43 protein-coding genes are annotated in these 23,664 nt (G+C 41.5%); 11 read left to right on the top strand and 32 right to left on the bottom strand.

Annotated elements, in window-relative coordinates:
* Positions 1-13 precede the first annotated feature (13 nt).
* From F9Y84_RS18080 to F9Y84_RS17980, 21 genes are all read right to left on the bottom strand, one after another.
* Entirely contained in the window at positions 14-922 is a 909-nt protein-coding gene (locus F9Y84_RS18080; protein ID WP_147389461.1) for a S49 family peptidase, read from the bottom strand.
* Entirely contained in the window at positions 910-2,172 is a 1,263-nt protein-coding gene (locus tag F9Y84_RS18075) for a phage portal protein (protein WP_147389460.1), read from the bottom strand. The genes F9Y84_RS18080 and F9Y84_RS18075 overlap by 13 nt, the downstream gene beginning before the upstream one ends.
* Positions 2,173-2,177: 5 nt before the next feature.
* Positions 2,178-2,357: a hypothetical protein gene (locus tag F9Y84_RS18070; RefSeq protein WP_147389459.1), complete on the bottom strand. Its 180-nt coding sequence runs from the start codon at positions 2,355-2,357 to the stop codon at positions 2,178-2,180.
* On the bottom strand, positions 2,351-4,096 hold the full coding sequence (locus tag F9Y84_RS18065) for a terminase large subunit (protein ID WP_147389458.1): 1,746 nt from the start codon (positions 4,094-4,096) through the stop codon (positions 2,351-2,353). The genes F9Y84_RS18070 and F9Y84_RS18065 overlap by 7 nt, the downstream gene beginning before the upstream one ends.
* A 17-nt stretch (positions 4,097-4,113) precedes the next feature.
* Entirely contained in the window at positions 4,114-4,554 is a 441-nt protein-coding gene (locus F9Y84_RS18060; protein ID WP_147389457.1) for a P27 family phage terminase small subunit, read from the bottom strand.
* A gap of 105 nt (positions 4,555-4,659) precedes the next feature.
* Positions 4,660-5,127 (bottom strand): HNH endonuclease, encoded by a 468-nt coding sequence (locus F9Y84_RS18055; RefSeq protein WP_167508242.1) that lies wholly within the window; start codon positions 5,125-5,127, stop codon positions 4,660-4,662.
* Positions 5,128-5,324: 197 nt separating this feature from the next.
* Positions 5,325-5,594, bottom strand: a complete 270-nt coding sequence (locus F9Y84_RS18050; protein ID WP_147389455.1) for a hypothetical protein — start codon at positions 5,592-5,594, stop codon at positions 5,325-5,327.
* 26 nt (positions 5,595-5,620) lie between these two features.
* Positions 5,621-6,631 carry a DNA cytosine methyltransferase gene (locus F9Y84_RS18045; RefSeq protein WP_147389454.1) on the bottom strand — a complete coding sequence of 337 codons (1,011 nt, stop codon included), beginning with the start codon at positions 6,629-6,631 and terminating at the stop codon, positions 5,621-5,623.
* Positions 6,632-6,802: 171 nt separating this feature from the next.
* Complete coding sequence (lysC, locus tag F9Y84_RS22630; RefSeq protein WP_425594452.1) at positions 6,803-7,033, bottom strand: Rz1-like lysis system protein LysC; 231 nt, start codon at positions 7,031-7,033, stop codon at positions 6,803-6,805.
* Positions 6,981-7,370 (bottom strand): hypothetical protein, encoded by a 390-nt coding sequence (locus F9Y84_RS18035; protein ID WP_147389453.1) that lies wholly within the window; start codon positions 7,368-7,370, stop codon positions 6,981-6,983. Before F9Y84_RS18035 ends, lysC begins: the two co-directional genes overlap by 53 nt.
* The gene (locus tag F9Y84_RS18030) at positions 7,358-7,933 is read right to left on the bottom strand and encodes a transglycosylase SLT domain-containing protein (protein ID WP_208723407.1); all 576 of its coding nucleotides are present in this window, start codon (positions 7,931-7,933) and stop codon (positions 7,358-7,360) included. Before F9Y84_RS18030 ends, F9Y84_RS18035 begins: the two co-directional genes overlap by 13 nt.
* 119 nt (positions 7,934-8,052) lie before the next feature.
* Positions 8,053-8,502, bottom strand: coding sequence for a hypothetical protein (locus tag F9Y84_RS18025; RefSeq protein ID WP_147389451.1), 450 nt, complete (start codon positions 8,500-8,502; stop codon positions 8,053-8,055).
* 164 nt (positions 8,503-8,666) lie between these two features.
* Entirely contained in the window at positions 8,667-9,002 is a 336-nt protein-coding gene (locus F9Y84_RS18020; RefSeq protein WP_147389450.1) for a hypothetical protein, read from the bottom strand.
* A gap of 2 nt (positions 9,003-9,004) precedes the next feature.
* Positions 9,005-9,274: a hypothetical protein gene (locus F9Y84_RS18015; RefSeq protein WP_147389449.1), complete on the bottom strand. Its 270-nt coding sequence runs from the start codon at positions 9,272-9,274 to the stop codon at positions 9,005-9,007.
* Entirely contained in the window at positions 9,271-9,441 is a 171-nt protein-coding gene (locus F9Y84_RS18010; RefSeq protein WP_167508240.1) for a hypothetical protein, read from the bottom strand. The genes F9Y84_RS18015 and F9Y84_RS18010 overlap by 4 nt, the downstream gene beginning before the upstream one ends.
* Positions 9,425-9,745 carry a hypothetical protein gene (locus tag F9Y84_RS18005; protein WP_147389448.1) on the bottom strand — a complete coding sequence of 107 codons (321 nt, stop codon included), beginning with the start codon at positions 9,743-9,745 and terminating at the stop codon, positions 9,425-9,427. The genes F9Y84_RS18010 and F9Y84_RS18005 overlap by 17 nt, the downstream gene beginning before the upstream one ends.
* Before the next feature lie 6 nt (positions 9,746-9,751).
* Positions 9,752-9,937 (bottom strand): hypothetical protein, encoded by a 186-nt coding sequence (locus F9Y84_RS18000; RefSeq protein ID WP_147389447.1) that lies wholly within the window; start codon positions 9,935-9,937, stop codon positions 9,752-9,754.
* A 58-nt stretch (positions 9,938-9,995) separates the two neighbouring features.
* Entirely contained in the window at positions 9,996-11,225 is a 1,230-nt protein-coding gene (locus F9Y84_RS17995; RefSeq protein ID WP_147389446.1) for a tyrosine-type recombinase/integrase, read from the bottom strand.
* 35 nt (positions 11,226-11,260) lie between these two features.
* Entirely contained in the window at positions 11,261-11,416 is a 156-nt protein-coding gene (locus tag F9Y84_RS17990) for a hypothetical protein (protein WP_167508239.1), read from the bottom strand.
* A complete protein-coding gene (locus tag F9Y84_RS17985; RefSeq protein ID WP_147389445.1) occupies positions 11,413-11,790 on the bottom strand; it encodes a hypothetical protein in 378 nt (125 codons plus the stop codon). Before F9Y84_RS17985 ends, F9Y84_RS17990 begins: the two co-directional genes overlap by 4 nt.
* Positions 11,787-12,188, bottom strand: coding sequence for a hypothetical protein (locus F9Y84_RS17980; RefSeq protein WP_147389444.1), 402 nt, complete (start codon positions 12,186-12,188; stop codon positions 11,787-11,789). Before F9Y84_RS17980 ends, F9Y84_RS17985 begins: the two co-directional genes overlap by 4 nt.
* Positions 12,189-12,564: 376 nt before the next feature.
* On the opposite strand from F9Y84_RS17980, the gene F9Y84_RS17975 reads away from it, so the two are divergent.
* The 4 genes from F9Y84_RS17975 to F9Y84_RS17960 all read left to right on the top strand — a co-directional run bounded on the left by F9Y84_RS17975 (position 12,565) and on the right by F9Y84_RS17960 (position 15,034).
* The gene (locus F9Y84_RS17975) at positions 12,565-13,158 is read left to right on the top strand and encodes an XRE family transcriptional regulator (protein ID WP_147389442.1); all 594 of its coding nucleotides are present in this window, start codon (positions 12,565-12,567) and stop codon (positions 13,156-13,158) included.
* A 70-nt stretch (positions 13,159-13,228) separates the two neighbouring features.
* Positions 13,229-13,477, top strand: a complete 249-nt coding sequence (locus F9Y84_RS17970) for a hypothetical protein (protein WP_147389441.1) — start codon at positions 13,229-13,231, stop codon at positions 13,475-13,477.
* 70 nt (positions 13,478-13,547) lie between these two features.
* Positions 13,548-14,174 carry a DNA N-6-adenine-methyltransferase gene (locus F9Y84_RS17965; protein ID WP_147389440.1) on the top strand — a complete coding sequence of 209 codons (627 nt, stop codon included), beginning with the start codon at positions 13,548-13,550 and terminating at the stop codon, positions 14,172-14,174.
* Positions 14,174-15,034, top strand: a complete 861-nt coding sequence (locus tag F9Y84_RS17960) for a hypothetical protein (protein ID WP_147389439.1) — start codon at positions 14,174-14,176, stop codon at positions 15,032-15,034. The genes F9Y84_RS17965 and F9Y84_RS17960 overlap by 1 nt, the downstream gene beginning before the upstream one ends.
* On the opposite strand, the gene F9Y84_RS17955 is transcribed toward F9Y84_RS17960, so the two are convergent.
* Positions 15,029-15,400 carry a hypothetical protein gene (locus F9Y84_RS17955; RefSeq protein ID WP_147389438.1) on the bottom strand — a complete coding sequence of 124 codons (372 nt, stop codon included), beginning with the start codon at positions 15,398-15,400 and terminating at the stop codon, positions 15,029-15,031. The two genes, F9Y84_RS17960 and F9Y84_RS17955, sit on opposite strands and share 6 nt — an antisense overlap.
* 158 nt (positions 15,401-15,558) lie before the next feature.
* Here F9Y84_RS17955 and F9Y84_RS17950 point away from each other — a divergent pair, with 158 nt between their 5' ends.
* Together F9Y84_RS17950 and F9Y84_RS17945 are read left to right on the top strand one after the other, a co-directional pair.
* On the top strand, positions 15,559-16,215 hold the full coding sequence (locus F9Y84_RS17950) for a ParA family protein (protein WP_147389437.1): 657 nt from the start codon (positions 15,559-15,561) through the stop codon (positions 16,213-16,215).
* A 58-nt stretch (positions 16,216-16,273) separates the two neighbouring features.
* Positions 16,274-16,498, top strand: coding sequence for a hypothetical protein (locus F9Y84_RS17945; RefSeq protein ID WP_147389436.1), 225 nt, complete (start codon positions 16,274-16,276; stop codon positions 16,496-16,498).
* A gap of 171 nt (positions 16,499-16,669) precedes the next feature.
* Here F9Y84_RS17945 and F9Y84_RS17940 read toward each other — a convergent pair whose 3' ends face one another.
* Positions 16,670-16,849 carry a hypothetical protein gene (locus F9Y84_RS17940; protein WP_147389435.1) on the bottom strand — a complete coding sequence of 60 codons (180 nt, stop codon included), beginning with the start codon at positions 16,847-16,849 and terminating at the stop codon, positions 16,670-16,672.
* Positions 16,849-17,070 (bottom strand): hypothetical protein, encoded by a 222-nt coding sequence (locus tag F9Y84_RS17935; protein ID WP_147389434.1) that lies wholly within the window; start codon positions 17,068-17,070, stop codon positions 16,849-16,851. The genes F9Y84_RS17940 and F9Y84_RS17935 overlap by 1 nt, the downstream gene beginning before the upstream one ends.
* 191 nt (positions 17,071-17,261) lie before the next feature.
* Here F9Y84_RS17935 and F9Y84_RS17930 point away from each other — a divergent pair, with 191 nt between their 5' ends.
* The 4 genes from F9Y84_RS17930 (at position 17,262) to F9Y84_RS17915 (ending at position 19,256) form a co-directional block, all read left to right on the top strand.
* Positions 17,262-17,576 carry a helix-turn-helix domain-containing protein gene (locus tag F9Y84_RS17930; RefSeq protein WP_211091683.1) on the top strand — a complete coding sequence of 105 codons (315 nt, stop codon included), beginning with the start codon at positions 17,262-17,264 and terminating at the stop codon, positions 17,574-17,576.
* A gap of 1 nt (position 17,577) precedes the next feature.
* Positions 17,578-18,192 carry a hypothetical protein gene (locus F9Y84_RS17925; protein ID WP_147389432.1) on the top strand — a complete coding sequence of 205 codons (615 nt, stop codon included), beginning with the start codon at positions 17,578-17,580 and terminating at the stop codon, positions 18,190-18,192.
* Positions 18,193-18,248: 56 nt separating this feature from the next.
* A complete protein-coding gene (locus F9Y84_RS17920; RefSeq protein WP_167508237.1) occupies positions 18,249-18,392 on the top strand; it encodes a hypothetical protein in 144 nt (47 codons plus the stop codon).
* 153 nt (positions 18,393-18,545) lie between these two features.
* The gene (locus F9Y84_RS17915; RefSeq protein ID WP_147389431.1) at positions 18,546-19,256 is read left to right on the top strand and encodes a recombinase family protein; all 711 of its coding nucleotides are present in this window, start codon (positions 18,546-18,548) and stop codon (positions 19,254-19,256) included.
* Here F9Y84_RS17915 and F9Y84_RS17910 read toward each other — a convergent pair.
* The gene (locus F9Y84_RS17910; RefSeq protein WP_147389430.1) at positions 19,245-19,523 is read right to left on the bottom strand and encodes a chromosome segregation protein ParM; all 279 of its coding nucleotides are present in this window, start codon (positions 19,521-19,523) and stop codon (positions 19,245-19,247) included. The two genes, F9Y84_RS17915 and F9Y84_RS17910, sit on opposite strands and share 12 nt — an antisense overlap.
* 222 nt (positions 19,524-19,745) lie before the next feature.
* On the opposite strand from F9Y84_RS17910, the gene F9Y84_RS17905 reads away from it, so the two are divergent.
* Complete coding sequence (locus F9Y84_RS17905; protein WP_147389429.1) at positions 19,746-20,552, top strand: RepB family plasmid replication initiator protein; 807 nt, start codon at positions 19,746-19,748, stop codon at positions 20,550-20,552.
* A gap of 240 nt (positions 20,553-20,792) precedes the next feature.
* Here the strand turns inward: F9Y84_RS17905 and F9Y84_RS17900 are convergent, their stop codons facing one another.
* The 7 genes from F9Y84_RS17900 to F9Y84_RS17870 form a co-directional block, all read right to left on the bottom strand.
* The gene (locus F9Y84_RS17900) at positions 20,793-21,068 is read right to left on the bottom strand and encodes a hypothetical protein (RefSeq protein WP_168756774.1); all 276 of its coding nucleotides are present in this window, start codon (positions 21,066-21,068) and stop codon (positions 20,793-20,795) included.
* 75 nt (positions 21,069-21,143) lie between these two features.
* Positions 21,144-21,428: a hypothetical protein gene (locus F9Y84_RS17895; RefSeq protein ID WP_147391468.1), complete on the bottom strand. Its 285-nt coding sequence runs from the start codon at positions 21,426-21,428 to the stop codon at positions 21,144-21,146.
* Between the two features lie 4 nt (positions 21,429-21,432).
* Positions 21,433-21,714, bottom strand: coding sequence for a hypothetical protein (locus F9Y84_RS17890; RefSeq protein ID WP_147391467.1), 282 nt, complete (start codon positions 21,712-21,714; stop codon positions 21,433-21,435).
* Between the two features lie 60 nt (positions 21,715-21,774).
* Complete coding sequence (locus F9Y84_RS17885; RefSeq protein WP_208723434.1) at positions 21,775-22,155, bottom strand: DUF6943 family protein; 381 nt, start codon at positions 22,153-22,155, stop codon at positions 21,775-21,777.
* A gap of 577 nt (positions 22,156-22,732) precedes the next feature.
* Positions 22,733-22,957 carry a hypothetical protein gene (locus F9Y84_RS17880; protein WP_147391466.1) on the bottom strand — a complete coding sequence of 75 codons (225 nt, stop codon included), beginning with the start codon at positions 22,955-22,957 and terminating at the stop codon, positions 22,733-22,735.
* A 31-nt stretch (positions 22,958-22,988) separates the two neighbouring features.
* Entirely contained in the window at positions 22,989-23,249 is a 261-nt protein-coding gene (locus tag F9Y84_RS17875) for a hypothetical protein (RefSeq protein ID WP_147391465.1), read from the bottom strand.
* A gap of 116 nt (positions 23,250-23,365) precedes the next feature.
* Positions 23,366-23,527 carry a hypothetical protein gene (locus F9Y84_RS17870; protein WP_168756773.1) on the bottom strand — a complete coding sequence of 54 codons (162 nt, stop codon included), beginning with the start codon at positions 23,525-23,527 and terminating at the stop codon, positions 23,366-23,368.
* Between the last annotated feature and the right edge of the window lie 137 nt (positions 23,528-23,664).

Genomic DNA, 23,664 nt, shown 5'->3' with positions numbered 1-23,664 from the left:
TTTTGGTGCTTATTTAAAGTGGTTCTAAGTGGAGTGCATGGTTGATCATGCGTTGGTTGTCAGCTTGTTTTGCGATATTACTGACAATACTGTTGATAGCATCTTGAGGTGTAGCAAGCCGATCTGCTAAGCCGAGATCAATGGCTTTTTGCCCTAAATAAGTGTTTGCCTGTGTTGCTTTTACTTTATCTGCATTCAGATTTCGGTTGTCGGCCACATAGTCAACAAACATTTTATAGGTTTCATCAATATTCGCGTTTATACGGGTGATTTCTGCTTCACTGATCGCCATATCTGGGTGAAAGTCGACTTTGGTGTCGCCACGAAAGAAAGTGTGAATCTTTGCACCTTCCTGCTCATAATGCTCAGTGAGATCTAGGCGCTTTATGTACACACCAATTGAACCCACTCCCGCAGTTTTACTGATTATGATTTCAGTACACGCGCAGGCAATAAGGTATGCGCCGCTGTAGGCGTTCATATTAACAATTGCACGAATTGGTTTTGTTGCTTTAGCTGCTCTAATGAAATCAGCACATTCAAAAGCCCCTTGAGCACTGCCGCCACCTGAATTAATGTCAAGAACGATTTCTTGCACTCGCTCGTCTTTCATTGCCGCGTTAATTTGGTTTTGTAGGCGCTCATAGCTCATTACTTCCATACAGCTATCATCAATGTATCCCATTCGCGGAATTAGCAAACCGTGCACAGCTATCACTGCCACTTTATCGCCCTGCTCAGGATCGCCAATAAAATATTCTTTGGTTTTCTTTGCCGACATATTTGACTGCATTGCCCGTTCGTCAAGGCCTTGTAAGCGATTGTGTAGAAATTCGCTGACTGTTTGCGCCAATTCGGCGGTTGCTAGCAATGGAGTATTAAAGGCCATTGCGGCGATGTGTGGATAGTTTATCGCTGACATATTGCTTTGATCTCTTGTATTTGCTCCGCTGATGCGGTGTTTAACTGCTGGTGAATTTCGGCATTTTTACTGTCGACCATGTTCAGTGGTGATAGATATATATCGCCCTCTGGTCCAAGCGGCGGTAAATTCTCCAAGCGGCGTATATCATTAGCAGATAAAAAACCCCATTGACGACCAAGGGCATAGGCTTCATATCGACTTTTTAAGTCTCCGCGCATTAAAGAACTTAAATTAAATTCTATAAAGTAGTCAGATCGCTCACTCTTAAGTAACAAGTCACGGTGCATCGCTGCTTCCCAGCGTTTAATCCATGGCAAGAGGGCAAACACCAAGAAATTTAAAGTGTTTTGTTCAACCGATTTGTAAGATTCACCTGCCGTTTCTTGCAGCATGTTAAGTGGTATACCGTAGAGCCTCGCTATGTCGGCAATACCCATACGACGCGCCTCAATAAGCTGTGCTTGCTCGTTGGTCATTGCCGCCTGTTTGTAAGTCATACCCTCTTGTAGTAACGCGACTTTGAACATATTGCGCCATCCTGAATGGCGGGCGGCAAATGATTCGACAATATTATCAACAGCAGTTTGTGTGGTGAGCTTTTCGGCCTCTTTCGGACGCTCAATAACTCCGCTTATAGTAGCGTTATTATTAAAACTATAGGCGGCGTGTTTCTCGGTTGCTAAAGCTAGACCGACGGTATCGGCGGCGATTTGCAAGGGTGAACACCCAATAAATCCATCCGTTGATTGCCCTTTCACGTGGTGCACATCATCCATAGTGAGCGTTTTATTTTCACTAGGGAAGTTGTAGTAAGGTAAACCGTCACGACCTTTTAGTACACGTACCTTATCAAAGTGAACCGGTATCAGTTCCTCAACCTGCATTTTGCTATTGCGCTGTATTAGTGCAATGTGGTTTCCATTGGTACCTAAAAACCCTTGGCCACTCTCGAAGTATTCAAACGCGGTATCTTTTTTATTTGGCTGGTATCTAAGCACATTAAAGAGCGGATGATCTTTAGCTCTTACCCTATGTTCACCGTCACGTTTAAACAACTCGCACGGCATACTGGCGACTGACTCCGCCAGTAAGGTGACGGCGCGATAAACTGCACTATTGGCCATGGCGGTTTCTGGCGTCACTCTTATTCCAGCCTGACTACTGCGCGATGAACCACCGCCGATAGGCCAATGCTCACCGATAGTAGATGTGGTTGTATTACTTCCAAAAAGGCTTGATGTAAACATAGCGGTTAGCCTTTATCTACTTTTGTTTTTGCATACGCATTTGAGCGGGCTAATAAAAATGAATAGGCCATCAGCGCCGCTCCTAAACAAGCAAAGCCTAACGCGGGTGTTAACAACCAAGCGCCATAGGACAATAAAACTAACCCAAGCCACCCCATGATCATGCTAAATATGTCTTTTAACATCCAACCTCTCCTGATTCGTAAACTGACTTTTCTTCGTTTTTTGGCATTTTCATCATCAACATCGCTTCTCCCATAGCCATCATGAGCGCTACTGCACCATCAATTTTGTTGATGGCCTTTTGCTTGATTGGCCGTACCACGTCGTCATTACCTTGTAGATTTTTGCCAACCACATTACTTATGTTCCAAGTCATGACAGGGTTCCCATCGTGATGAAAGCGACCACTGCTTATGGCCGCTTCAAGCTCTTTCATTGGATCTGATAAGTTGGTGTAGTTTTGCGTGACGGTGACCACTTCAAGTGAGTAATCTATTAGATCATGTGCTAAGTTAGTCGCGCCGTGCGGATCTATCGGTACGCTGACAAACGGCGTTTCTAAATGCGCGCTGAGTATGTCGGCTTTGATTTCTCGATAGTCTATCTCGCACCCATCAGTGATGTTGAGCAAGCCTTGCTCTGCGAACTTGATGTATTTCTCACCAAGATTTTTATCTTGGTTGTTGTATACCTGTTCATACGGCACCCAAAACATGGGACTGACACAGTACCAGTGTATTTTGCCTTTGATGTTGCGCCAAAATACGCGCGGGCCTGCGTTCATATCGAGCTTACGCGCTAAGTCGAGCCCAAGCGTGGCGTCTTTGCCTGCAAAGTGCGAAATTTTTAAATTTTTATCTTCGCATTTTTTCCAATCTTCCATGTTGAAAAAGGCGGTTTTTGCACTTACCCAAATGTTTAAGTGTTTGGTCTTAAATCGGTTGGCAAAGCGTGGATTTTTTATGGCTTTTTTCTGCTGGGCCAGTAGGTATGTTGCTTTAACGCTTATGCCGTAGTTTGGGTTGGCTTTTTTTAAGATTTCGGGGTCAGTCCAATCGTCGCCATCATCTATGCCGTAAATGAGTGCAAACAAGCCGTCGTCGTCGTCAGATTCGAGCATTGATTTGCAGCGCTCTTCGAGATCGTGACATGGCCCCGTTATGTCATCACCGGCGGTGGTGATAACTAGCATCATAGGTTGCTCACGCGACCCCATACCTGTGTCAAAAGTATCATATTGATCGCTTGTGGGGTGTTCGTGATACTCGTCGATGATACCTAAGTGCGGACTACTACCGTCGCCCGGCTGTCCGATCACGGGCTCAAACTTTGAACCGTCGTTAAGCTCTAGCTTTTTGGCGTTGACTTGAATGCCAAAGCGTTTGCGCAGTGCTGGCAGTTTCGACACCATCAATTTCGCAGGCTTGAATACTTCCCATGCTTGCTTTTCGTTCGTGGCGCCGCAATAAATTTCACTACCGTACTCGTCATCTGCAACAAAGCAAAATAAACCGATACCACCGGCAACAATTGATTTGCCATTTTTACGCGGTACTTTTAGATAAACCTCTCGAAAACGGCGGTTGCCATCTGATTTATTTACCCAACCAAACACACAGCAAAAAAAGAATTGCTGCCATGGCTCAAGCGTGATTTTTAATCGCTTCTTTAGCCACTCGCCTTTGGTATGCGGTAGCTTTTGCATAAAGCGACACGCGCGCTCGGCTTTGTCTTTATCAAACTTGTACGCGAATTTTTTGTTCTCTTTGGCGCGCTTAAGATCATTTAAATGCCGCTCACACGCTAAGCGCGTTAAACGACATACAGGAATTTTGCCAGCGCAAACGTCGCGTGCATATTTGTTGGCGGCGTTTACGTTGTCGTAATTCGGCGCCTTGTATGCTTTTGACTTGGCTGACATACATTAAATTTTCTCTTTTAAAATTCGTCGAACTCGTCTTCTTCATCTTCGCTTTTACCGCCACTCATAATGCGAGCGCGAGCCATCGGTGTTAGACCAAGGCGATCAGCAAGCTTTAACGATTGGTTGGTGAAAATGTTGTGCACTGTGACAAGCGGGTGAACTTTCAAACCTCCAGTACCCGCGACATCAACAAACTTTGATACATCGTCGAGTTCGGCTTCGATTTTTATCACTTTACTGATTGAGTTGCAGTAGTTGATAAGGTGCGGTATGTCTTCTGCTGAAAACGATTTGCGTTCGAACATAATTGCTAAATTGCTATGCCAAGCATCAATGGCGTGCTGGTCATGTTTCAAAAGCTCTTTAGGGCATTTTGGCTTGCCCTTGATGTTCGGATCACCGACAGCCATATTTGCCTTTTGACGACCACCGCCGGGAGCTCTAATTTCAGACATTTCCCACCTGCAACAAGTGTTAATTTGATGATCGGAATGTGATCACAGCTTGATCAAAACGAGTTTCTTATTTTTTGCGCATAAAAATGTGACTGGATGGCGGTACTATGGATAATGGTTTCGCTCCGACAATTTGACCCCCATACCCCTCTGAACTGCCAGAAAAATCGAGGTATGCGCGTATTTTTGGAGTATTTGGAGCTTAGTCTTATTTCTTTCCCATCCGGTTTTAGTTTTGGCGCAGGAATCACAGAAGCATGAAAGGTTTTGATCGCTTTCATCACCACCTTTCGCGACCGGTACTATGTGCTCACAGACATTACCAGGTTTAACAATTGAAGGATTACCAAGTAGGCAATTCAAACATAAATGGTTGGCGAGTTCTTTTACTCGTGGTGCAATCTCATTTCGCCACTTTTTGGTTTGATAAATCCTCTTGCCTCTTCTGCTTTGCTGCTTCTGATATGCACCCCAGCTGGCGCTGGATTCATGCTCATCACAATAACCATGACGAGCTATTGTTCTATTACCGCAACCACGTTCGCGGCAACGCTTTGGTATTGCCTGCGCCATAGAAACCACCATATATTTAAAAGATACTTATAGAATACACTTTAAGTATAAGGCGCTCACTGCCGTACTGTACTTGCTTGACTTTTAGCCGCGCATTCAGCTGCAAGCGCGTCGACTGTATAGATGTCGCGCCTTTGACTGAATGACACTGAGCCGAATGATAGAACTGATTACAGCATTGGCAGTGAACTGAATACTTAATTGCTTTTTTCCAACCTATTCAATCGGGCTTTAATATCACTTAAGTCCTGATCCACACCTGCGCGCCATTGATTTGCATCACCAATACGGATCTGCATATCTTTCAAAATATCGGACTGAGCAGCCAACCGCTCATCAATTCGAGCGTACTGTATTTGGTTCTGGTTGACGGTATAACCAACCCAACCAAGCACTGATACAATAACCATGGCCAGAATTGTTAGTGCATTTTTCTCAAATTGGCTAGAAGACTGCTCGTTAGACATATAAAACCTATAAAGTAAAAACGCTATTAAATAAGGAAGGCCTGCTGCATCTGCTGTCCTATCCACTTCAATTGAGGGACAGCAATCGAATTACCAATAGCCTTGAGCCGAGCATGAATGACACAATTCTTGGCTGGCTTATTACGATAAGGAATTCGGGTATAGTTATCTGGGAAACCGAACATACGCTCCTTTTCCACAACAGAAAAGGCTCGAAGATATTCACCATCTTCCTTAGGAAACCCATTTTCATCACAAACGATAACTTGATTATTGGTGACTGTGATTAAATCTTTTTCTGTATGAGATGTGATGCACCCAGCGTATGATCTTGATAAGCCCTTTCTAGAACTCTCTCTACATTCAAAGGTGGCCTCTTTCTCGTCTTTTTCATACGTTGATAAATAGAACTCATTGTTTGCTTGCTGAAAAAGTATCGAGGATCTACAGGTCCAGTCTCCAAAATCTGCGAGAGCGAACACGCGGCGACGCTGTTGGGGGACTCCGAAATATTTAGCGTCAAGAGTCCGCCACTCAAGGAGTGATTGCTCGGCACTGTATGCAATGCCGGAATTTTGCCAGCCTTCTTTTGGGACTGAATATTGGCACCCAGTAAACGCCCTGATAACCTCAGAAAAGTCTCTGCCTTGGTTTGAATAGAATGCACCAACAACGTTTTCCCACAAGGCAAACCTTGTTCCGGAGTGCTTTCTGCACCACTCAATGATTTGAACCGCTTTGTAGAATAACCCAGATCTTGTTTCACCATTTTTAAACCCCTCTCGTTTTCCTGCTAAACTTAAATCCTGACAAGGACTACCAAAAACAACCACATCAATAGCACCAAGACGCTTGATGTCATCTTCAGTAATCTTATTAATGTCTCCCAGATTGGGGATTGATGGATAATGGTGCGCTAGAACTGCACAAGGAAAAGGTTCAATCTCTGAAAAGGCTACAGCTTCCCAACCTAATGGTTGCCAAGCAACCGTGGCAGCTTCAATGCCACTAAACAAACTAAGATATCGTACAGCCATGATTGTCACCTTTTAATTTTAGGTGACGCTCTTGGCGTTCTGCTACCGTAATCCTCTTACATCGAGGACACTTAATTTCAGCTTTGCCTTTCAACTTGCAAAGCAGCCTTTTGCATTGACATCGTACTTCTTTCATAATCTCCTTAACTACTCTTATAAGGATAAAATGCTTTACTTCATGTTGAATGTTTCACGCCACTCTCGCAGCGCTTTTTTTTCTAGGTTACACAGCATAAGCTCGTTGTTTCTTTTCACGGCCAGAACAACGAGATCACGGTTGGTTTCAACATTCACGGGACGAACCTGACACTCTGCCATTAGAGCATCCGGTGGGAATACATATTCTGTTTTAGTGCGAATAATCTGACGAATCTCTGGGGGCGTTGAGCAAGCGCTTAACATCATTAGGAACAAGCTGATCAGCCCAAGGTTTATGCTCAGTCTCATTTAACACCTCAGTTATTTCATACTCAACGTTTCCAGTCGCTGTTTGGGCGCTTTCCAGCTCATCCAAATGACGACTAAACAAATCACTTTGCTTTACAAGGTTGCTCCGCAATTTGTTACTCTCAGATTCTGCAGCACTTAGAGCATCTCTTAGTTCCTTTTCTCTTGTGAGAGAAGCACCAAGCTGCTCAATCAACACTGCCTCACCAGCTCTAAGCTCTTTAATTGTCACATAGCTATAAACAAACCCAGACAAAACAAGAGCTGACGCTATCAATTTCAATCGCAACATAATCCAACCTTTATCTGCATCTGGAATTGCCTGATACGATCAACGTATTCAATCGTCTCTCTACTATGATGTCCGGTCACCTCTGGAAGAAAGCGGATAATGTGAGGGTAAAGAGATTCACCGCCTGAAAGCTTTTGCGCTTTCAAACAATTTCCAGCACCTGCGTTATAGTTGCACAGCGCGAGATTTTCTCTGTCCCACTCAGGTCGCGGGGACGACCAAAAACGATAATGCTGCTCCATATAGAATGCAGCGGTAATAATAGCTAGATCAGCATCAAAAGGAGAACCCGACAACCCCAACTTTCTCATTTGCTCTTCCCAAGTTGCTGGCATAAACTGGGCAATACCAGAAGCACCAACTGGTGACACTGCATTTAACTTATATCGAGATTCCTGCCACAACTGGGCTTTCATTAGGTCAGGGTCACGACCAGGTGAATAGCGTTTGACTGCTTTCTCAATCTTTTCATCCCAATCAGCTGATAACGCTACCGAACAAACTAGCAGCTGCGATAGCGTAAGCGCCATAAAGCAGAGCAATTGGAAAATATTTCTTTTCATTGCGACACTCCTCGATGAACTCTTTAATGGTGTAACCATTTTGCCTATTGAAAAGCCTTAAAACCAAAAGCCAAACAAGCAGTGCGATAACAGCTTGCAATAAGCTAAAGGTTAAACCACTAAAAAATACTGTTTGATAATCCACTATGCTCTCCAGTTAGAATCATATTCGCTGCATCGAGTATTCGATGGTCATTAGGTGGTAAACACAAAACAGCAGTTTCTCGATCACCTTTTAACAACGCGCGATAAAACGTTTTATTTTTACCAACAAACCCAACACCATAAAAAAAGGCGGTCATAATGACCGCCATTTGGTGCGCATGCATCAATGCTTCAATTGGGAATATTGCCTGTAATCTGCTGTAGGTTTCGTTTAGATTGATTGCTAATAACTCTTCAGCCTCATCTTGGGTGAGGCCTTCAATCAAAAAGTCTTTGCGTAGATGTTCAGGAAAGTCGAACTGGTCATATTCACATTCATAGCCAATAAATACTTTACCGTTACAAGGGGTCGGAACTGGCGCAAAACGAGCCTGCTGTTTTATCATTGCGATCAAGTTCAACATGGCGGCGCCCAAAATAAAAAACCCGCACAAGGCGGGAATAATTGCTCTACTTTTGCAGGTGCTCTAAATACAACTTAACCACCATAGCAAAAAAGATAACCCATGATGCCAACACATTCAATCACTTTTTGTTATTTATTTTTAATAAAATCACAATTTGTGATTTATTTTGATAAAAAAACACCTACGTTCAACGGGTCTCTATGAGTTATTAAAGCCCATAGCCTTTTAAAAAAATTCAATTTACAAAATGCAGTGTAGCGCTCAAGACACTTTACCGACTGCTCACCATCTACCCTGTGATTGATTGTACAAACCGCCATTTGTTGATGGCCTTGGCTATCAATAAAAGTATCCAGATACTTCTTTTTAATACAAGTGGGGGATCCATTGATGATTAGTTGATAATTACCCAAAGGGGTCTGCATTATATAACCAACAAGGTGATTACCATCAGAAATGGACACAGCAAGTTGCTGCTTATTGTCTTCAAACATCATAGTCATAACCTAACTCCGTTCTCTTTTTTAAACCTTGCCCAGTCTAATTCTTTGATAAATTCAACCTCCCTAGCAGCAGCTTCTAGGGACTCAAGAGCCCGATTAAGGTTACCATCAGGAATGCCATTTAATTTAGCGGCCGACGTCTTTGGATGACCTTTAACTAGGTAATCATGTAGAGCTGATTTAATGGCTTCACTTCGAATATTGCGCACCCTGATCAGTGCATCTAACCTTTCAGGAGTTTGGGTTCCTTGATGTAGCAAGCTCATTTTTTATCACTTATCTGATTGCTGTCACTTTCACCGCTCACGATTGAATCACCATTAACGCTCTCGCCACGCGCTAAATCAACGCCGATGACATACCTCTTAGATAAAGGCCTTCCCCATGGCAGATGAAACCAATTATGCGCTCGCCTCTTAACAGTCTTTTTCATATTCTTCACTCCGACTATCATGACGCCAGCGCTGAGCTGTTAATTCAAGATCAACTTTGTCATTAGACCCAAACCAACAACCAATCTCAAAAGCGAGCCAAACAAAAAAGAACATAACAAGGGCAATCGCGATACAGTCACCCAAACTAAAGTCAATAACAGTTTGTAAGTGCCATGTTGAGACTGGCGGGTCAGGTGGTAATGATGGCCCACCATTTCTTGCGGCATTAACTGCTGGGCTAAAAACTGCTGTAGATACTGAAACAGACTTCCAAGGCGGTGGCAAAGACGGTGTTCTGCACATAAGTTATTAATCCTCGCGACTTCTATGAGCGACCACTTTATCACCCCAATTTTCAATAAACTCGGCCAACTCTTTAGGATTATTGAAAACCCTCATTGGGACTAGATGAGGCCCTTCATCAATGCTTACCCCAAACGGCGCCAAGATAAAACCATTCTCTGCGGAGAGGATTTTCAAACTCAAATCTCTCATAATATTTTTCCTCAATGTAAAAACCATAAAACACAAAGCAAGCCAAATAAATTAAGGGCTAGCGACTACACACAAACTCATGAGATCTCGTCACTGTATCGCTCTGGTATTCATCTTTTAGTTTTAGTAAATACTCGGCCCAATTCTGCCAAGCTGCCTTTCTTCGCTCCGAACCAACGTTAATACCAAGCGCCTCAACATACGTTTTTTGAACTGGGGGCAACTCATGATTCAACATCAATTCAGCAACCAATGAATCAATTCCCAATTCCAGCCAAGACACTCGGCACAGCTTTCTAAAATCATGGCTGGTATATGCACCTTGGCTTACAGATAAGACATATTCGCTTGCCTGTTTTTCGGAGATTGGCCCTGAACTTCTTTGGCTTGGAAATAGAAAATCTCCACGGTAACCAAAGCTGCGTTGTTCCTTATTCCACTTGATCAACAGCTCGTACGCCAAATCACTCAAATACACAGTGTGAGATTTTGTTTTTGTTACTTCTTCTGGGATTTCGATTGCACGATTATCAGTATTAATCCAAGACCAACGGGTTTGCCTCGTTTCTCCTATTCGGGTAGCGTGCAAAAGCATTAGCTGACAAAGCACTCCCGCTGGGCCTGCAGCATTAAGAACTGAGGTCACTACAAGCGGAATATCTTGCTTTCGGATTGCTGATTTTTTTGGGGTGATTTTCTCTTGAATGATATCCCCGAACTTGATTCCAGATAGCGGATCACGATTTAACTTACCCGACTTTACAGCTTGGTTTGTAGCAGCTTTGAGCGCCTGAAATATTTGCCTACACGTACTAGTTTGGTAGTCTCTCTGTGTAGGCCAAAGCAGCTTGTCTTCTAAATCTGACTTTTCAAAACTTGATATTTTTGAATCACCAAGCTTTGGGATCAAATGTTTACTAACTAAAGACTTTAATGAGGCTTTTCGCTCAACACTTAACTCTCGGTTTGAGCAACTTCTTTCTAGATACCAGCCAAGCAACTCTCCAAACGTTGCAAAGTTATCTAAAACTGGCGGCTCATTAATACTTAATCGTGTCATCAATAATGGCAAATCTTTTAAAACAGTTTCAGCTTTGACCTGCGGCCACAACGCAAGACGATGCCAACGGTCTTGAACATGATCTCGTAGATACCAAGATCCACCGCTGCGAACTTTATTTATTCTCAGGTATAGCGGGTAACGCTCATCTCGGATCTGATTTACGCGACCCTCTTTTAAAGCACGACGAATTGCAGAATCTGTGATTTTGGTTTTGATAGTTTCCAACTTAATCACCGGTTATTAAGGAATTCTGTGGATAACTAGCTAAAATAAGCCGGGTGAGAAATGTCATAAAGAGCAGCTAGCTGCATTTGCTCATTGAACTGCTCTATTTTTTTTCTCGCTTCAACTTTGGCGGGGCTATCCACCTGAAGCTTTCTTTTTTTCCTCGATTTTTCATGATCATATGATTTCATAGGTACTTTTCCTCTTTAAGCGCGGTTGAAATAGCCAACTTGGTCTCAGCAAGCTTCCTTCTATACGTTCTCAGGCCGATACCGAGCTTTAGTGATTTTTGATGCTGTGGCGCATCGAGAGGTAACGAACCGAGTTTTAGAACGCCATATTCGGCTCGAAAAACCTCAACTGACTTGGGGTTACTTACACTGAGAGAAGCCAGAGCAGATTCAATAACCAACTCTGCGCATTCAATCAGTGGTTGAGAAGAACCAGCCCCACCAGAAAAACAATGACCAGCCATAATCATTTGAAGAATAGAGCTGTGACGCCTCGCCTCACCATTAATGGTCCACCTCGCCCAATCTTCAATTCTTACCTCTAGTAATCTCACTTTCGTACCCTGCACGCTTTCCTGTGGGCAGAAATACACTCACTGAGCACCTCATCAACTGATAAAACATGCCCCGCACGAGCTGAGTTTTGAGAACTAACAATGTGATCCCACGCTCCAACATTGATAGATTTATACGTACTAACAAGCTCGTATTGATGTACAACCTGAGCACCACCCTGCCTTAAAAATTGCAATTCCCTTTCCTCGACAGGATTAATAACTAAATTAATGTAGTACTCTGTTTTTGACTGGCTGATCTCTCGTAGAGACCCCATCCGCATTGAAGATACTATGTTTGGTAACACAACCTTGTTGACTACACCGTGATGACTAGCACGCATGTCTTCATAAACTTCATTCGCCAACGTAGCATTACCAAATAAAACCACTATCATTTCGCACCCTCCCTCACTCTCTCTTGTGCCTTTTCCAAATACCGGCTATTCCACTTATTTAAACAAATCAATCCTTCTGATTTGTTAACCATTAACTGGGCAGTCCGAGCAGATGGATAGCGATAAAAGTAGAGGTACTTTTGATAGCTACTCATACTTACCGAAAAAAAGTCAGCTCCTTGCTTGATGTTTTTGAACCCTTTTTCGCTGTGGAACTCATTTAACGTCATCAGTATCTCTTTGCTCTTAGATCTATCTTTAATATATCACATTAAGTGATAAATAAAATCACAAACTGATATACTTTAATTTTTTATCTGTGGTTTTGTTCACAATTTGTGATAAGATTAAGAAAAAAGGCATCTAGTGATTAAAGATGAGACAAGCAGAAGATATAACAAACCGCTTTGCCAAGAACTTGCATAAACTAAGGTTGAGTAAAGGGCTTAATCAATCACAATTTGCGGCTGGGTTTGGCGCAAAGCAAAACGCATTAAGCCTCTATGAGAGTGGAGAGCGAGTCCCGCCATTAAAAACTATCGAGCATATTGCAAGGACTTATGGCACGACAGTTAGTTTTTTGCTTGGAGAATCAGAATCACCAGACGGTGAAGATTCATTTCACTATATTGGCGAGCTTGGATTGAATGTTGCGGAATTGAAATCACGAGGCCTTAATATTAGTGACTTAGGATTGGTGACTGCAGGTGGTGACGAGATGAAAGATGTTATTCCTCGCGACTCGATGGTGCTAATTGACAAATCAAAAACAAAACCCATTTCAAAGTCCATTTACGCCATTGAGTGGGATGGAGCTCCTACTTTTAGGTACATTCAGAAAGAGCTCAATGGTAGCTTTACCGTAGGGTCAGAACAGGATGAAAACAAACTAAATTTAACCGCTGAAGAAATGAGCGACATTACCGTGTTGGGTAAATTCGTTGGCCTATGGAGATGGGCAGGAAATTAAGCAGGTATGCTTTTTTTTCGCTTAAAATAATCACAGTTAGTGATTCAAATAAAAAAGATCACATAGAGTTATGAACAAAAATATTACCCGCGCACTCAATGCAGCAGCGTCAATCCAAACAGCTATTGATTCAATGGTGAAACAGCAAGTCGCATTACTAAGTCCAATTGAACCATGCGCTGAAGATATCCATCAAGCCTCTCGGCTAAGCGAGTCCATAAGCTATCAAAGTGAGTTACTTCGCGAGGCTATTCAGGAAGTTAATGAACTGGCACAGAAGCAATCTGATCAGCTAATGATTAGCCAAGGGAATCAATGATGGGCACCACACGATTGGACCAAAAATCAGAGTATGCACGTTATAAAACATTCAACCCAAGGGGACATTCATGGCCGAGCCAAGTAATCACAAAAGCCTTACAGATCCTGAGTATCGAGATCAGACACAAACACCACCATGGCTATTTGCTGCTTTTAATTTCATGTACCAATACGATTTAGATGCTGCAGCGACTCATAAGAGCGCACACTGCAATAGGTATTTCACACCAGAAGATGACGCACTAAGCATTGACTGGTCAGAAACATTGGCCGAAATTGATAAACCTACCGTGTGGCTAAACCCACCGTTTAGTAATATTTATCCGTGGTTTTTGCATTGTCTAGAGCAACAAAAAAAAGGAGTGCTTACAACAATGTTTGTGCCCCATGAAAATCGAGCAAAATGGTGGCCTGCTGGCTATCCCGTGAAAATTACAGACATTGTTGGTTATTGGCAAGAGGTGCCTATCAAAAGCAAAGTTGGTGGCACTCGAAAAGTGTGGCGTAGTGGTGGGATCAGGTTCGTAAACGCAAAAACTGGCATCGAAAACAAGTGCGAACTCAACAAACCAATGTGCTTGATTGAGTTTAACCCAGACTACTTGGGCCAAGAAACACAATACTCATCCATTCAAAAAAGCGTATTGCTCGATCTTGGGCATGGCGAATTAAACAAAGTAAAAAAGGCAAGTTAATGGAACCAGTGGATTTTAAACTAGCAGCAATGAATCAGGAACCACATGTTGTAATAGAGGCAGCGGTTACCGCATTTAATAAACAAATAGAAGAAAGCGAGCAGTTAGCTGATGAATTAGAGGTATTAAAAAGCCAGTTAGCAGGATACAAGCGACAGGTTGCTAAACAGACCGACCAAATACTTGAGCTTAAGGAGGTTGATGCAAAGAGCCAAGCCGACCTTGAACGCTCAGAGGTGGCATTAAAACAAGCCCTGAAAGAAGCTCAAAAACACGCGGCTACACAGCGTGAGTTAATTCACTGTAAGAACCAGTTAAGTGAATTACAAAAGCAATGGCGCGAAGCCAACCCGAAAAAGTTACAGGCGCAAATTAAACGAACCAAAGAGTCGAAAGAAAAGTTTGAGGCTCGGTGCAAAAAGCTCGAAACTGAGGCCCAAGAATATAAAAAAGAAATTGCTCACCATAAAGATCGTGTGAACACAGCAACAAATAAGGTGATTGAACTAAGTAAAAAACTTGCCTTCACTCATGGAACAGGGCTATATCACAACGACAATGACCACTTAATTTATTGGCCGCAACAAACAAAGATGGAGAGAGAAGACGGCTCAACTTACACTTCAACTAGTCTGCTATATATGCACCAGTCCGGTAGAGGGGCTATAATCAGCCAAGACCCTGAACTAGGCGGTGCTCAAATGTGCGCCGCGCCAAGAGGGGGGCTTAAACCCAAACAATCCACCCTTGAATTTGCCAGCAACTGGTTGATGAAAGTGAACGATTTGCAGGGTGGTGAAGTGAGAGAAGAAGATATGATACCCGTAAATCACAACCCTGAGTTTGAACAAGCATCATAAGATCGAGGCGTTTGCCCCTTGAGTTGGCCCCTCACTGTAGGTGTGGTTCACTACCACACCGTTTTCAACCAGAATGTCGAGCACCTTTTGCGTTCCCTCTTGTTTGATATCAGCGCTAAACACATAAGACTGCGCCTTGACCGTGCCAGCATTATACAAATACATCCACTTAACCTGACTGGCACTGATCACCGCCTTTGAGTAAGGATTTCCAAACCACAGTATTAACTGTTCCGTGGTAGTCTTGCCATTCTCTATATTTGATACCTGCTGAGACGAAAAATCCGAACCTACAGAGTAGCTGGATTGTGCACAACCAGATAGCGCACTCCCTAAAATGACAAGAGCAAAAAGCTTTTTCATCATACTATTTCCTTTGTATTTATTCCGCATCAAAAGCATACACCACTAACACGCAAGCTCAAAACGTCGCCCTAAAGAATACACAATAAATATATACTATATATTTATTGCATACTTTTAGAATATTTACTAAGCTAGAACCATACTAAAAAGGAGGCGCTATGATTATCACCATTGCTCACCATAAAGGGGGCGTAGGAAAAACCACAGTAGCATTGAATGTCGCAGAAGAACTTAAGCCCGACTTCATTATTGACCTGGATGCACACGATTCAATCAGCATCATCAACCAAATGCGGGATGACAAATTAGATGTAAGAACCGTAGGCTCGACAGCGAAACCAAAAGATGAGCTGATTAAACTCATCAAAGAAAGCGATAACGGCAAGCTGATTTTAATCGACTGTGGGGGGTTCGACTCAGGCTTAACTCGTATAGCCATTGCGGCCAGTGATTTACTTATCACGCCAGCATCAGATCATGTAACGGAAATGATAGGCCTGACCAGGTTTCAAAAAACGCTTGATGAGCTAAGTGAAAAAACGGGTGATAAAATTATAGCCCATGTTTTGCTTTACAAAATGCACTCAAAAAGAACTGACTTTAGTGCGATGTTGGAGTTCATCAATAAACGAGAGAACCTAACTGCATTAAACAGCCCAGTCAGTCATCTAGCAGCATTTGATCAAGCAATGAATAACGGCAGCTTAGGTGTAACTAAGCACAAAAGCACCAAATACGGTAAAGCCGCTAGGCAAATAAAAGCCCTAACCGAAGAAATAAAATCATTACTAGAGCATCAAAAGCTGCACGGATAAATATTTCTGATATACTCAGTAAATACTTTATAAATACTTAGTGGATATAGGTTTTAAAATGGCTAAAAAAAGCTGGGAAAAATTAGATGCACTCGACGATGGTGCCCAAGTACAAGAAGCAAAAACCCAAGTAAGCAGCTCTACCAAATCAAAGCTTATCAACAAACTACCAACGGCTTTAGAAGAAAGGTATGAAGCACTGAAAGCGCAGGGAAAAACGACTTTAAACTTTTCTCACTATATTGTGGAAGCTTTGAGGGAAAAGTTAGATAGAGAAGAATAGTAAAAGGGTGAGTTGGCTAGCTCTTACCCAAGCCAACTCAATAACACAACACTTAGGACATAGTCATGTTACAAGAAAATATTATCACACTAAATCAAATGCCAGTAGCCAAATTACTAAACGAACCCATTGCAAGCGTAATGATTTGGCTCAACACAAAACCAGAAGATATTAGGGCTTCGATTCTGAATCAGTTATTTCACTTGTCGCAGAGGCAAGCAAATCACTAATCAGTTTAAATTTTGCAGCAGTGTGCTCGCACTCTGCTGCAATAGAGAAGTCCTGAGCAGCGTAAAGTGCTTGTTTTATTTTACCTAACGAGCTTTCGGAGAGTTGGTTGCTATTCTGCATTATTGAACCACCTTAGCCGAAGAGCATTGCAGAAGTGTCACGATAACTTCATATCTAGCTTGAGCGATTGATTTCTCTTCTTCAGTGCTAGCTTCTGAGCAACTTGATTTAGCTCTTTTATATGCAGCAATCAGCCATTTTCTGTCTATGTATTGATTGTAAATATAACAACCAAGAAGCATAAGCAAAGCAATACTCAATAGTAAAAGTATGGGTAACATAATCGATCCTTTTATTAATAATCAGCAGTAAGATATCGCAACCGTGCTGAGCTATATGGGCACTATATCAAGAGGCATTTGCAAAAAAATGCAAAAATGTTAATGAAAGTGGTTTTTTTTCATTTATTTTACAAATATAATGAATCTTCATTAAAGTTCTGGATGGCAGGGAGGTAAACTTGGCAAGGTATGTGACTAAACACACAATAGAGATTTCAGAAAAAGTTAAACAAATACGTATCGAGCTCGGTTATGAAAGAACAGAATTCGCAAAAAAAATAGATGTTAGTTATAACACCCTAAAAAACTGGGAAAATCCAGAGCTAACAAATGAACCAACTGCTTCTCAGTACAACGAGATTCAAGAGCTATATAAAAAGAAAGGCTCCACATTACTTGCTTCAAGCCAATCAGTGAAATTGCTGATTGATACATTCAGAAAATTACCTAAAAATTATAGGAAAAAACTGGTAGCTCTTTTTCAAGATTCGATTGGAGATGAATAATATGGATATAGTCATAAGCTTTTTTAACTCAATATCAAGCTATAACGCGTTAGCTGAATACATGGGTTATCTATTCTTCATAGCTTTAGCAGCAACACTACTTTTCAACCTAGACGATTCACAGCGAGTTTGGATTGTTGGGGTTTTCTTTGTAATGATCGTTTTGGATATATTTGTTGTTAGAGCTTTTGTCCCTCAAGATTTAATTATTAGGCAGTTAGCCTACTCAGTTTTGGACCTTTTTGTTGTATACATGTTACAAAAAAGAATTGTGCTGTGCGATAAAATTTTTAGAACTTTCAACATGAAAGACGATGGAAGATTTGTTTCAAAAGTGCTGAGGGACATCGATAGCACAAAACAAGAATACGCCATAAGAACAATACTACTAATCGGTGTTGCTATAAATATAGCTATGATTATTGAGCACTGCATTAGGCACCCAGAGTTTTTCGGTTTAGCCAAAAGTGAATACAATGCAGTTTCTTTTCAATGGCTGTACAATTCTTACCCATTTATCAAACTTTCTGAAACGGCACTTCTGATAGTAGGTCTTACCTCTATGACAATAGACGGTCTGGCGAATAAACTGGAAAAATCAAATTTTATGAGTTGATCTTTGCTAATTTATCCGCAAAATGATTGTAGATTCCAAACATATGAGGTTTTGAAATGAAAGAGCTATCAAAAAAATTAGCAAAAGCAGTTGTTGGTGGTGGTGCAGGAACTGGGGACCAAGGAGGGCCACCGCAAGAACAAAGAGCAGCGGCACCAACTTTTTACTATGCTCCAATAGTTAAATCATCCGACAACTAAAGCTGGCAAAAAGGCCGCTAAATCTAGCGGTTTTTTTACTGGCACAAATAACACTCTAGGGTATACCCTAAAGTGTTGTTGGATTAGTGATAAACCCCCACTTAAATTTACACTCTAGCGAGCTTTTTAAACTCTAGAGTGTAAAACCGAAAAATGGCTAAAAATTACGCTTACATCAGAATAAGCGACAACAACAAACAAGACGCAAAAGGTCAGCGCGATAGGATCAGCAAATATGCTGATGAAAAAGGCCTGTTAGTGGATAAGTGGCTCACATACGAGTTAAGCGGCAGCAAGACCAGTAAAGACGAGCGGGGCTTGATAGAGCTTATAGAGAAGCTGAAGAAAGGTGATCGGGTATTAGTAAACGACATTGAGCGACTTGGCCGCGATTCAATCAGCGACATACTCGAAGTGATCACCAGGATAATAAACACTGGTTGTGAAATTCACTTTTGTTTAAGTGGTGACGTATTGGCGCCAAAACATAAAAATGATTTAGCCACTTTCTTCATTACTATGGGCCGAGCTTTTGCGGCTACTGAATACAGCAAAGAAAGATCACTCAAGGCAAAGGCTGCAGCAGAACGTCGTAAGCTGCAAAACCTACCGACAGGCAGGCCCGCTGGAACAATTGTTAAAAGCAAGCTAGATAAACATGAAAACGCTATTTTGTTTTGGCTGTCTCAAGATGTACCAAAATACGAAATTGCGAACAGGCAAGGTGTAGCCGCTTCAACTCTTGATAAGTGGTTGAGCCGTCGTGATGAATTGATCTGCCAAGCACGGGAATGCGGAATTTATGAAAAAGGTATGGGTTTGTCAGAAATCAAAAAAGCCTTGAAGCATAGGTTAGCCGGTTAACTGCTCAAAGATTTCCTGTGCTTTTTGTTTACCCTGTTCCGTGAGTTGGTATTTAAGTTTTAATGACCCATTGTAAAATGCGTTTATAAGCTTGTGATCTTTTAATGTATGGCAGCTTGCTCTAAAATTACTCGATGCAATTTCTGTGTTTGAACTACGATTAACCAATTGTAACAGGTCAACGCTTAAAACAGGTTTATCACCTTGCTTTTGCTCAAGTACGAACAAATAAAATAAAGCCTGCTTTTGTATTTTCGATATTCGCATTTACTAATCCTTATTCATGCGTGACATGATTAAGAGATCCTAGCCTCCACTTATACACATATCAACAATCTATTTATAAATATTTTTATATTTTACTTATTTTACTTATTTTAGAGCGCTGAAAGCCGCGCCACATAAGGCCTGTAGAGCCAAACTATGGCTTTTTGGCTAAGTTCCTATGGCTTTTTAGTCAAGTTACTATGGCTTTTTAGCTAAGTTCTTATGGCTTCTTGGTCAAGTTACTATGGCTTTTTAGTCAAGTTAGTTTTGCTTTACTCACATAGTAACAATGCTATTATGGCTAAAAAAATAAAAGGCCATAACATGAAAATAGTAACCCAGCGCGAACGTAAAAGGCTCATTGTTCAGTCTAATGAAGTTACTGAAGCAGCGTATTATTTAACAATAAAAGCTAAGCGGGTTTTATGGCTATGCTTGGCGCAAGCATATAATTCTGATACTGCTGCGCAAGGGGTTTTTAGTATTCATGTTTCTGATTATCAAAGCTTGTTTGGTGTTAGTGATTCAGCCGCTTCCAGAGATATAAAAGCGGCTATGACTGAGTTGTTAAAAAGCTTTGTGACTTTCTATCCGAAAGATGGCGATGACGAAGAAATTTCTTACCCTTGGATGGCGAAACAATCTGTAAAGCGTGGGCGCGGCGAGTTTGTTATAGAGTTTAACAAAAACCTATTACCATATATTACGGGGCTTTCAGAGAAGTTTACGCAATTCTATTTGCACCACTGCGGCAAATTAAACAATGCAAGAACGATTAGATTATACGAGAGCTTGTGCCAATGGGCTCAAGCTGGCATCTGGAAAGTGGACGTTGAATGGCTTATAAAACGTTATGAACTTCCAGCTTCACAAGCAAACAATTTCGCAGAAATGCGAAGAAAATTTATTGAACCAGCAGTTAATAGGATCAACAAAAACACGCCGTTAAAAGTTGATTTCAAAGAACTATATGACGGTAGCCACAAAGTAACATCGTTAATATTTAATATTGAAACTATAGACGAGTAAAAGCGAAATAGGCACAAGCTACTTAAGCTGATTCCTATAGTTGTGGCTTTTACATCAAGATTAAAGTGGGTTTTCCCCGTTTGTACTACACCAACTTGACCAAAAAGCCATAATAAACTTAAGCTGATTCCCATAGCTATGGCTTTTGCATCAAGTTTAAAGCGACTTTTCCCGCTTGCACTACACCAACTTGACCAAAAAGCCATAGTAAACTTAAGCCGATTCCCATAGCTGTGGCTTTTACATCAAGTTTAAAGCGGTTTTTCCCGCTTGCACTACACCAACTTGACCAAAAAGCCATAGCAAACTTAAGCTGATTCCCATAGCTATGGCTTTTGCATCAAGTTTAAAGCGCGTTTTTCCCGTTTGTACTACACCAACTTGACCAAAAAGCCATAGCAAACTTAAGCTGATTCCCATAGCTATGGCTTTTGCATCAAGTTTAAAGCGCGTTTTTCCCGTTTGTACTACACCAACTTGACCAAAAAGCCATAGTAAACTTAAGCTGACTCCCATAGTTGTGGCTTTTACATCAAGTTTAAAGTGGGTTTTTCCCGTTTGTACTACACCAACTTGACCAAAAAGCCATAGTTACAGATCACATGATGGCTGGCCGTCGCACAGCATTAATAATATTTTCCACTGGTTTTCTGGCATTTCTCTGTAACTGGCTTGCTCAGGATCACGCTGATAACGACGTAAAAGCCTAACGTTTGACTCTGTGGGATTCAGACCAAGAACCACACACACGCCATAATTATCGGTGTTCAGACCTGCTTTTAATTGCTCGATGCGCTTACCGATGTTTTCAGCGGTTTTTGCTTCATAGTTGAGTGTTGTAACATTATCATCAACCGTGATTTTAATTGCTGTCATGCGATTACCTCAAAATGCTTTCAATACCAGGTAACGAACCGAAGAAGTTAATTAGCTGATCCGCGCTTAGCTCGCCCATGTTTTCGATAGTGGTTAAATCATCATGATCATGCTTCAGCAAGTCACCGCGCTCAGTTTCACCACATATATATGCGGTGAACGTATCACCAAGATATTCAAACGTTAAACCTACCGAATTGGTTTCGGTGTCTATCTGCGCCACTTTAACAGTGCCGATCACCAATAGACGATCATGCAGTGCTTGTAATTTTTCACTTTGTTTCATGTCTTTGCCTTTTCTTTGGTGGTCATCTTGTATCAATCAGAGGGGGCTTTCGCCCCTCCCTTAACAGCGTGCGTAAACCGCTTGCTGTAGCCCTTTAAGCAACTCGCGTTGCTTATCCAGTTTCTTTTGCTTTAGTGCAATGTGTTGCTCTAGAAGCGCCATTTGCTTTAAGTGCCTGTCATTCATGTTTTCGCATTTCGCTAAAACCTGTCTGACGTCACGAATCCTAATTTGTTGCTGGCAGCTTCCGATTGCGTAGTAATCGAATGCGCCTGACTCATAGGCCGCTTTGACTCGCTGAAAGTCTAACTCAGGGTTTTCACTGAAAACCATAAATGAGTTGTTTGACGTGTAGGGTTGCCACATTGGTTTGCCTACCTGCCCGACTCTGGCGATAAAGAAACTAGCTTTTAAAGAGCGATTGAAGGATTTTACTATCAAGAGACCTCCTATACAGGGGTGTTCCCAATGAACCCCCTTCGTGTTGGTTCGTGAATAATTATAGGGGTGCATTTGCACCCCGTCAATATATATTTTGAATATTTATTAGATATTTATTAAATACCTATAAGATATTTAATAAATGTATGGATGGATTTAAATTGGTTTTACTTTAAAACTGATTTGGTTTTAATTTAGTTTTGCTTCATACCAGAAACATAAGGACAATAACCATCAGATGGGGGTAATACTTCATCACCCACCCAGCACTTGAAATGATTTGTGACCTCGGCGCAATCGTCATCATAATCAGAACAGCGCGCCGCGCCTTTATGATCAATATTTAAGACTTTTATTTGCTTTGTTTCCACGGGTGCTGATTCCCATAGTAATTGGACTAAAAAGTTATCAGAACTTTTACTTTGTATGTATAGAAGCAAGAGGAATAAGTAGCGGAGCAGCTGTAGACACCCTGCCAAAACAAAAATAGGGCAGGTGTAATGATGATAACCTTCAATGTAATGAACAAAGCACCATTAAATACTTAATAAATATAGTTGAAATACATATTAAATACTTAATTAATATTCGGTATGTTACCGACATAAATACCTAGCCTCTCTATCTCTGTAACATCACTATACATACACCCTGAACATGCGGCTTTTATCGCGGCTTCTGATTTAGCTACTTGCAATGTCGTAAAGTCACCTGAAAAAGCATCAGTGATTGTCACCTTAAAAATAAATAGGGCATCATATGGTGGCACTCCAAGGTAATCAAATTCATAGCTCTTTTTCATCAAAATTAGCGCCTTATTTCTTTAATTCATACTAGGGCTTAGCATCTAAAATAGATTGCCTGATAAAAAACCACAATCCTGCTGCGCTTTCAAGTTCACTGCGTGGTGGTATCATTTCGAAGCCATGCACTCTCTGTAGAGCCTTGCCTTTCTCCCAAATCGGCAAGCCAGGTTCCAACTCCGCTGCAGACTCACTGAGCAGGCATAATACTGGCAGGCTAGGCACTTCTGGTAGCGCTGAAAATGCGTCCGCTAACTCAATTTCAATGGGTGTGTTCGTCATCTTTTTCATGGACCTTTACCTGAACAAAAATACATTATAAAAAATTTAGGTGCTATCAAAAGTTCACATTAGAGCTGACCATCGCAAAGCATTAACAACAACTTTAGGCATGTTCGTTATTCCAACTATGACTTTTTAGCTTCATAACGCTCTATTTGAGCGTCAACTTCGCTAATCTGACGGTCGATGCTTTCGCTGTTTACATCACCCAAAAACGAATATGCTTCAAGTAAATTCGAGCGCTTTTCAAGTGCATCTTGGTACTGTTTTTCGTTTTGAATTTCCATAAATCCCTCACTGTTATTCCAACTATTTAAAAATGCGATGCAATGCCGCACGAATTTGAGCAGAACCCATCAGAACATTCATCATTGACATAACTGAAAGGCTTTCCACATTCCCTACATTTCATGTATGAAATACC

This window comes from Pseudoalteromonas peptidolytica (genome assembly GCF_012641745.1).
GTDB classification, from domain to species: domain Bacteria; phylum Pseudomonadota; class Gammaproteobacteria; order Enterobacterales; family Alteromonadaceae; genus Pseudoalteromonas; species Pseudoalteromonas peptidolytica.
The sequence above is the reverse complement of the archived record's forward strand: the minus strand, read 5'-3'. Positions and strand labels throughout refer to the sequence as shown.

Coding starts and splice junctions, on each gene's coding strand:
- F9Y84_RS18030 (WP_208723407.1), bottom strand. CDS start 7,933: ATGAAAAGAAATATTTTCCAATTGCTCTGCTTTATGGCGCTTACGCTA.
- F9Y84_RS18035 (WP_147389453.1), bottom strand. CDS start 7,370: ATGTTGCGATTGAAATTGATAGCGTCAGCTCTTGTTTTGTCTGGGTTT.
- F9Y84_RS17950 (WP_147389437.1), top strand. CDS start 15,559: ATGATTATCACCATTGCTCACCATAAAGGGGGCGTAGGAAAAACCACA.
- F9Y84_RS17900 (WP_168756774.1), bottom strand. CDS start 21,068: ATGGGAGTCAGCTTAAGTTTACTATGGCTTTTTGGTCAAGTTGGTGTA.
- F9Y84_RS17925 (WP_147389432.1), top strand. CDS start 17,578: ATGGATATAGTCATAAGCTTTTTTAACTCAATATCAAGCTATAACGCG.
- F9Y84_RS17955 (WP_147389438.1), bottom strand. CDS start 15,400: ATGATGAAAAAGCTTTTTGCTCTTGTCATTTTAGGGAGTGCGCTATCT.
- F9Y84_RS17945 (WP_147389436.1), top strand. CDS start 16,274: ATGGCTAAAAAAAGCTGGGAAAAATTAGATGCACTCGACGATGGTGCC.
- F9Y84_RS18055 (WP_167508242.1), bottom strand. CDS start 5,127: ATGGCGCAGGCAATACCAAAGCGTTGCCGCGAACGTGGTTGCGGTAAT.
- F9Y84_RS17875 (WP_147391465.1), bottom strand. CDS start 23,249: ATGAAAAAGATGACGAACACACCCATTGAAATTGAGTTAGCGGACGCA.
- F9Y84_RS18015 (WP_147389449.1), bottom strand. CDS start 9,274: ATGAGCTTGCTACATCAAGGAACCCAAACTCCTGAAAGGTTAGATGCA.
- F9Y84_RS17960 (WP_147389439.1), top strand. CDS start 14,174: ATGGAACCAGTGGATTTTAAACTAGCAGCAATGAATCAGGAACCACAT.
- F9Y84_RS17940 (WP_147389435.1), bottom strand. CDS start 16,849: ATGCAGAATAGCAACCAACTCTCCGAAAGCTCGTTAGGTAAAATAAAA.
- F9Y84_RS17880 (WP_147391466.1), bottom strand. CDS start 22,957: ATGAAAAAGAGCTATGAATTTGATTACCTTGGAGTGCCACCATATGAT.
- F9Y84_RS17870 (WP_168756773.1), bottom strand. CDS start 23,527: ATGGAAATTCAAAACGAAAAACAGTACCAAGATGCACTTGAAAAGCGC.
- F9Y84_RS17910 (WP_147389430.1), bottom strand. CDS start 19,523: ATGCGAATATCGAAAATACAAAAGCAGGCTTTATTTTATTTGTTCGTA.
- F9Y84_RS17895 (WP_147391468.1), bottom strand. CDS start 21,428: ATGACAGCAATTAAAATCACGGTTGATGATAATGTTACAACACTCAAC.
- F9Y84_RS17935 (WP_147389434.1), bottom strand. CDS start 17,070: ATGTTACCCATACTTTTACTATTGAGTATTGCTTTGCTTATGCTTCTT.
- F9Y84_RS17905 (WP_147389429.1), top strand. CDS start 19,746: ATGGCTTCTTGGTCAAGTTACTATGGCTTTTTAGTCAAGTTAGTTTTG.
- lysC (WP_425594452.1), bottom strand. CDS start 7,033: ATGTTAAGCGCTTGCTCAACGCCCCCAGAGATTCGTCAGATTATTCGC.
- F9Y84_RS18050 (WP_147389455.1), bottom strand. CDS start 5,594: ATGTCTAACGAGCAGTCTTCTAGCCAATTTGAGAAAAATGCACTAACA.
- F9Y84_RS17970 (WP_147389441.1), top strand. CDS start 13,229: ATGAACAAAAATATTACCCGCGCACTCAATGCAGCAGCGTCAATCCAA.
- F9Y84_RS18075 (WP_147389460.1), bottom strand. CDS start 2,172: ATGTTTACATCAAGCCTTTTTGGAAGTAATACAACCACATCTACTATC.
- F9Y84_RS17915 (WP_147389431.1), top strand. CDS start 18,546: ATGGCTAAAAATTACGCTTACATCAGAATAAGCGACAACAACAAACAA.
- F9Y84_RS18025 (WP_147389451.1), bottom strand. CDS start 8,502: ATGTTGAACTTGATCGCAATGATAAAACAGCAGGCTCGTTTTGCGCCA.
- F9Y84_RS18045 (WP_147389454.1), bottom strand. CDS start 6,631: ATGGCTGTACGATATCTTAGTTTGTTTAGTGGCATTGAAGCTGCCACG.
- F9Y84_RS18070 (WP_147389459.1), bottom strand. CDS start 2,357: ATGTTAAAAGACATATTTAGCATGATCATGGGGTGGCTTGGGTTAGTT.
- F9Y84_RS17980 (WP_147389444.1), bottom strand. CDS start 12,188: ATGATAGTGGTTTTATTTGGTAATGCTACGTTGGCGAATGAAGTTTAT.
- F9Y84_RS17920 (WP_167508237.1), top strand. CDS start 18,249: ATGAAAGAGCTATCAAAAAAATTAGCAAAAGCAGTTGTTGGTGGTGGT.
- F9Y84_RS18060 (WP_147389457.1), bottom strand. CDS start 4,554: ATGTCTGAAATTAGAGCTCCCGGCGGTGGTCGTCAAAAGGCAAATATG.
- F9Y84_RS18080 (WP_147389461.1), bottom strand. CDS start 922: ATGTCAGCGATAAACTATCCACACATCGCCGCAATGGCCTTTAATACT.
- F9Y84_RS18065 (WP_147389458.1), bottom strand. CDS start 4,096: ATGTCAGCCAAGTCAAAAGCATACAAGGCGCCGAATTACGACAACGTA.
- F9Y84_RS17965 (WP_147389440.1), top strand. CDS start 13,548: ATGGCCGAGCCAAGTAATCACAAAAGCCTTACAGATCCTGAGTATCGA.
- F9Y84_RS18005 (WP_147389448.1), bottom strand. CDS start 9,745: ATGTGCAGAACACCGTCTTTGCCACCGCCTTGGAAGTCTGTTTCAGTA.
- F9Y84_RS18010 (WP_167508240.1), bottom strand. CDS start 9,441: ATGAAAAAGACTGTTAAGAGGCGAGCGCATAATTGGTTTCATCTGCCA.
- F9Y84_RS17890 (WP_147391467.1), bottom strand. CDS start 21,714: ATGAAACAAAGTGAAAAATTACAAGCACTGCATGATCGTCTATTGGTG.
- F9Y84_RS18020 (WP_147389450.1), bottom strand. CDS start 9,002: ATGATGTTTGAAGACAATAAGCAGCAACTTGCTGTGTCCATTTCTGAT.
- F9Y84_RS18000 (WP_147389447.1), bottom strand. CDS start 9,937: ATGAGAGATTTGAGTTTGAAAATCCTCTCCGCAGAGAATGGTTTTATC.
- F9Y84_RS17990 (WP_167508239.1), bottom strand. CDS start 11,416: ATGAAATCATATGATCATGAAAAATCGAGGAAAAAAAGAAAGCTTCAG.
- F9Y84_RS17975 (WP_147389442.1), top strand. CDS start 12,565: ATGAGACAAGCAGAAGATATAACAAACCGCTTTGCCAAGAACTTGCAT.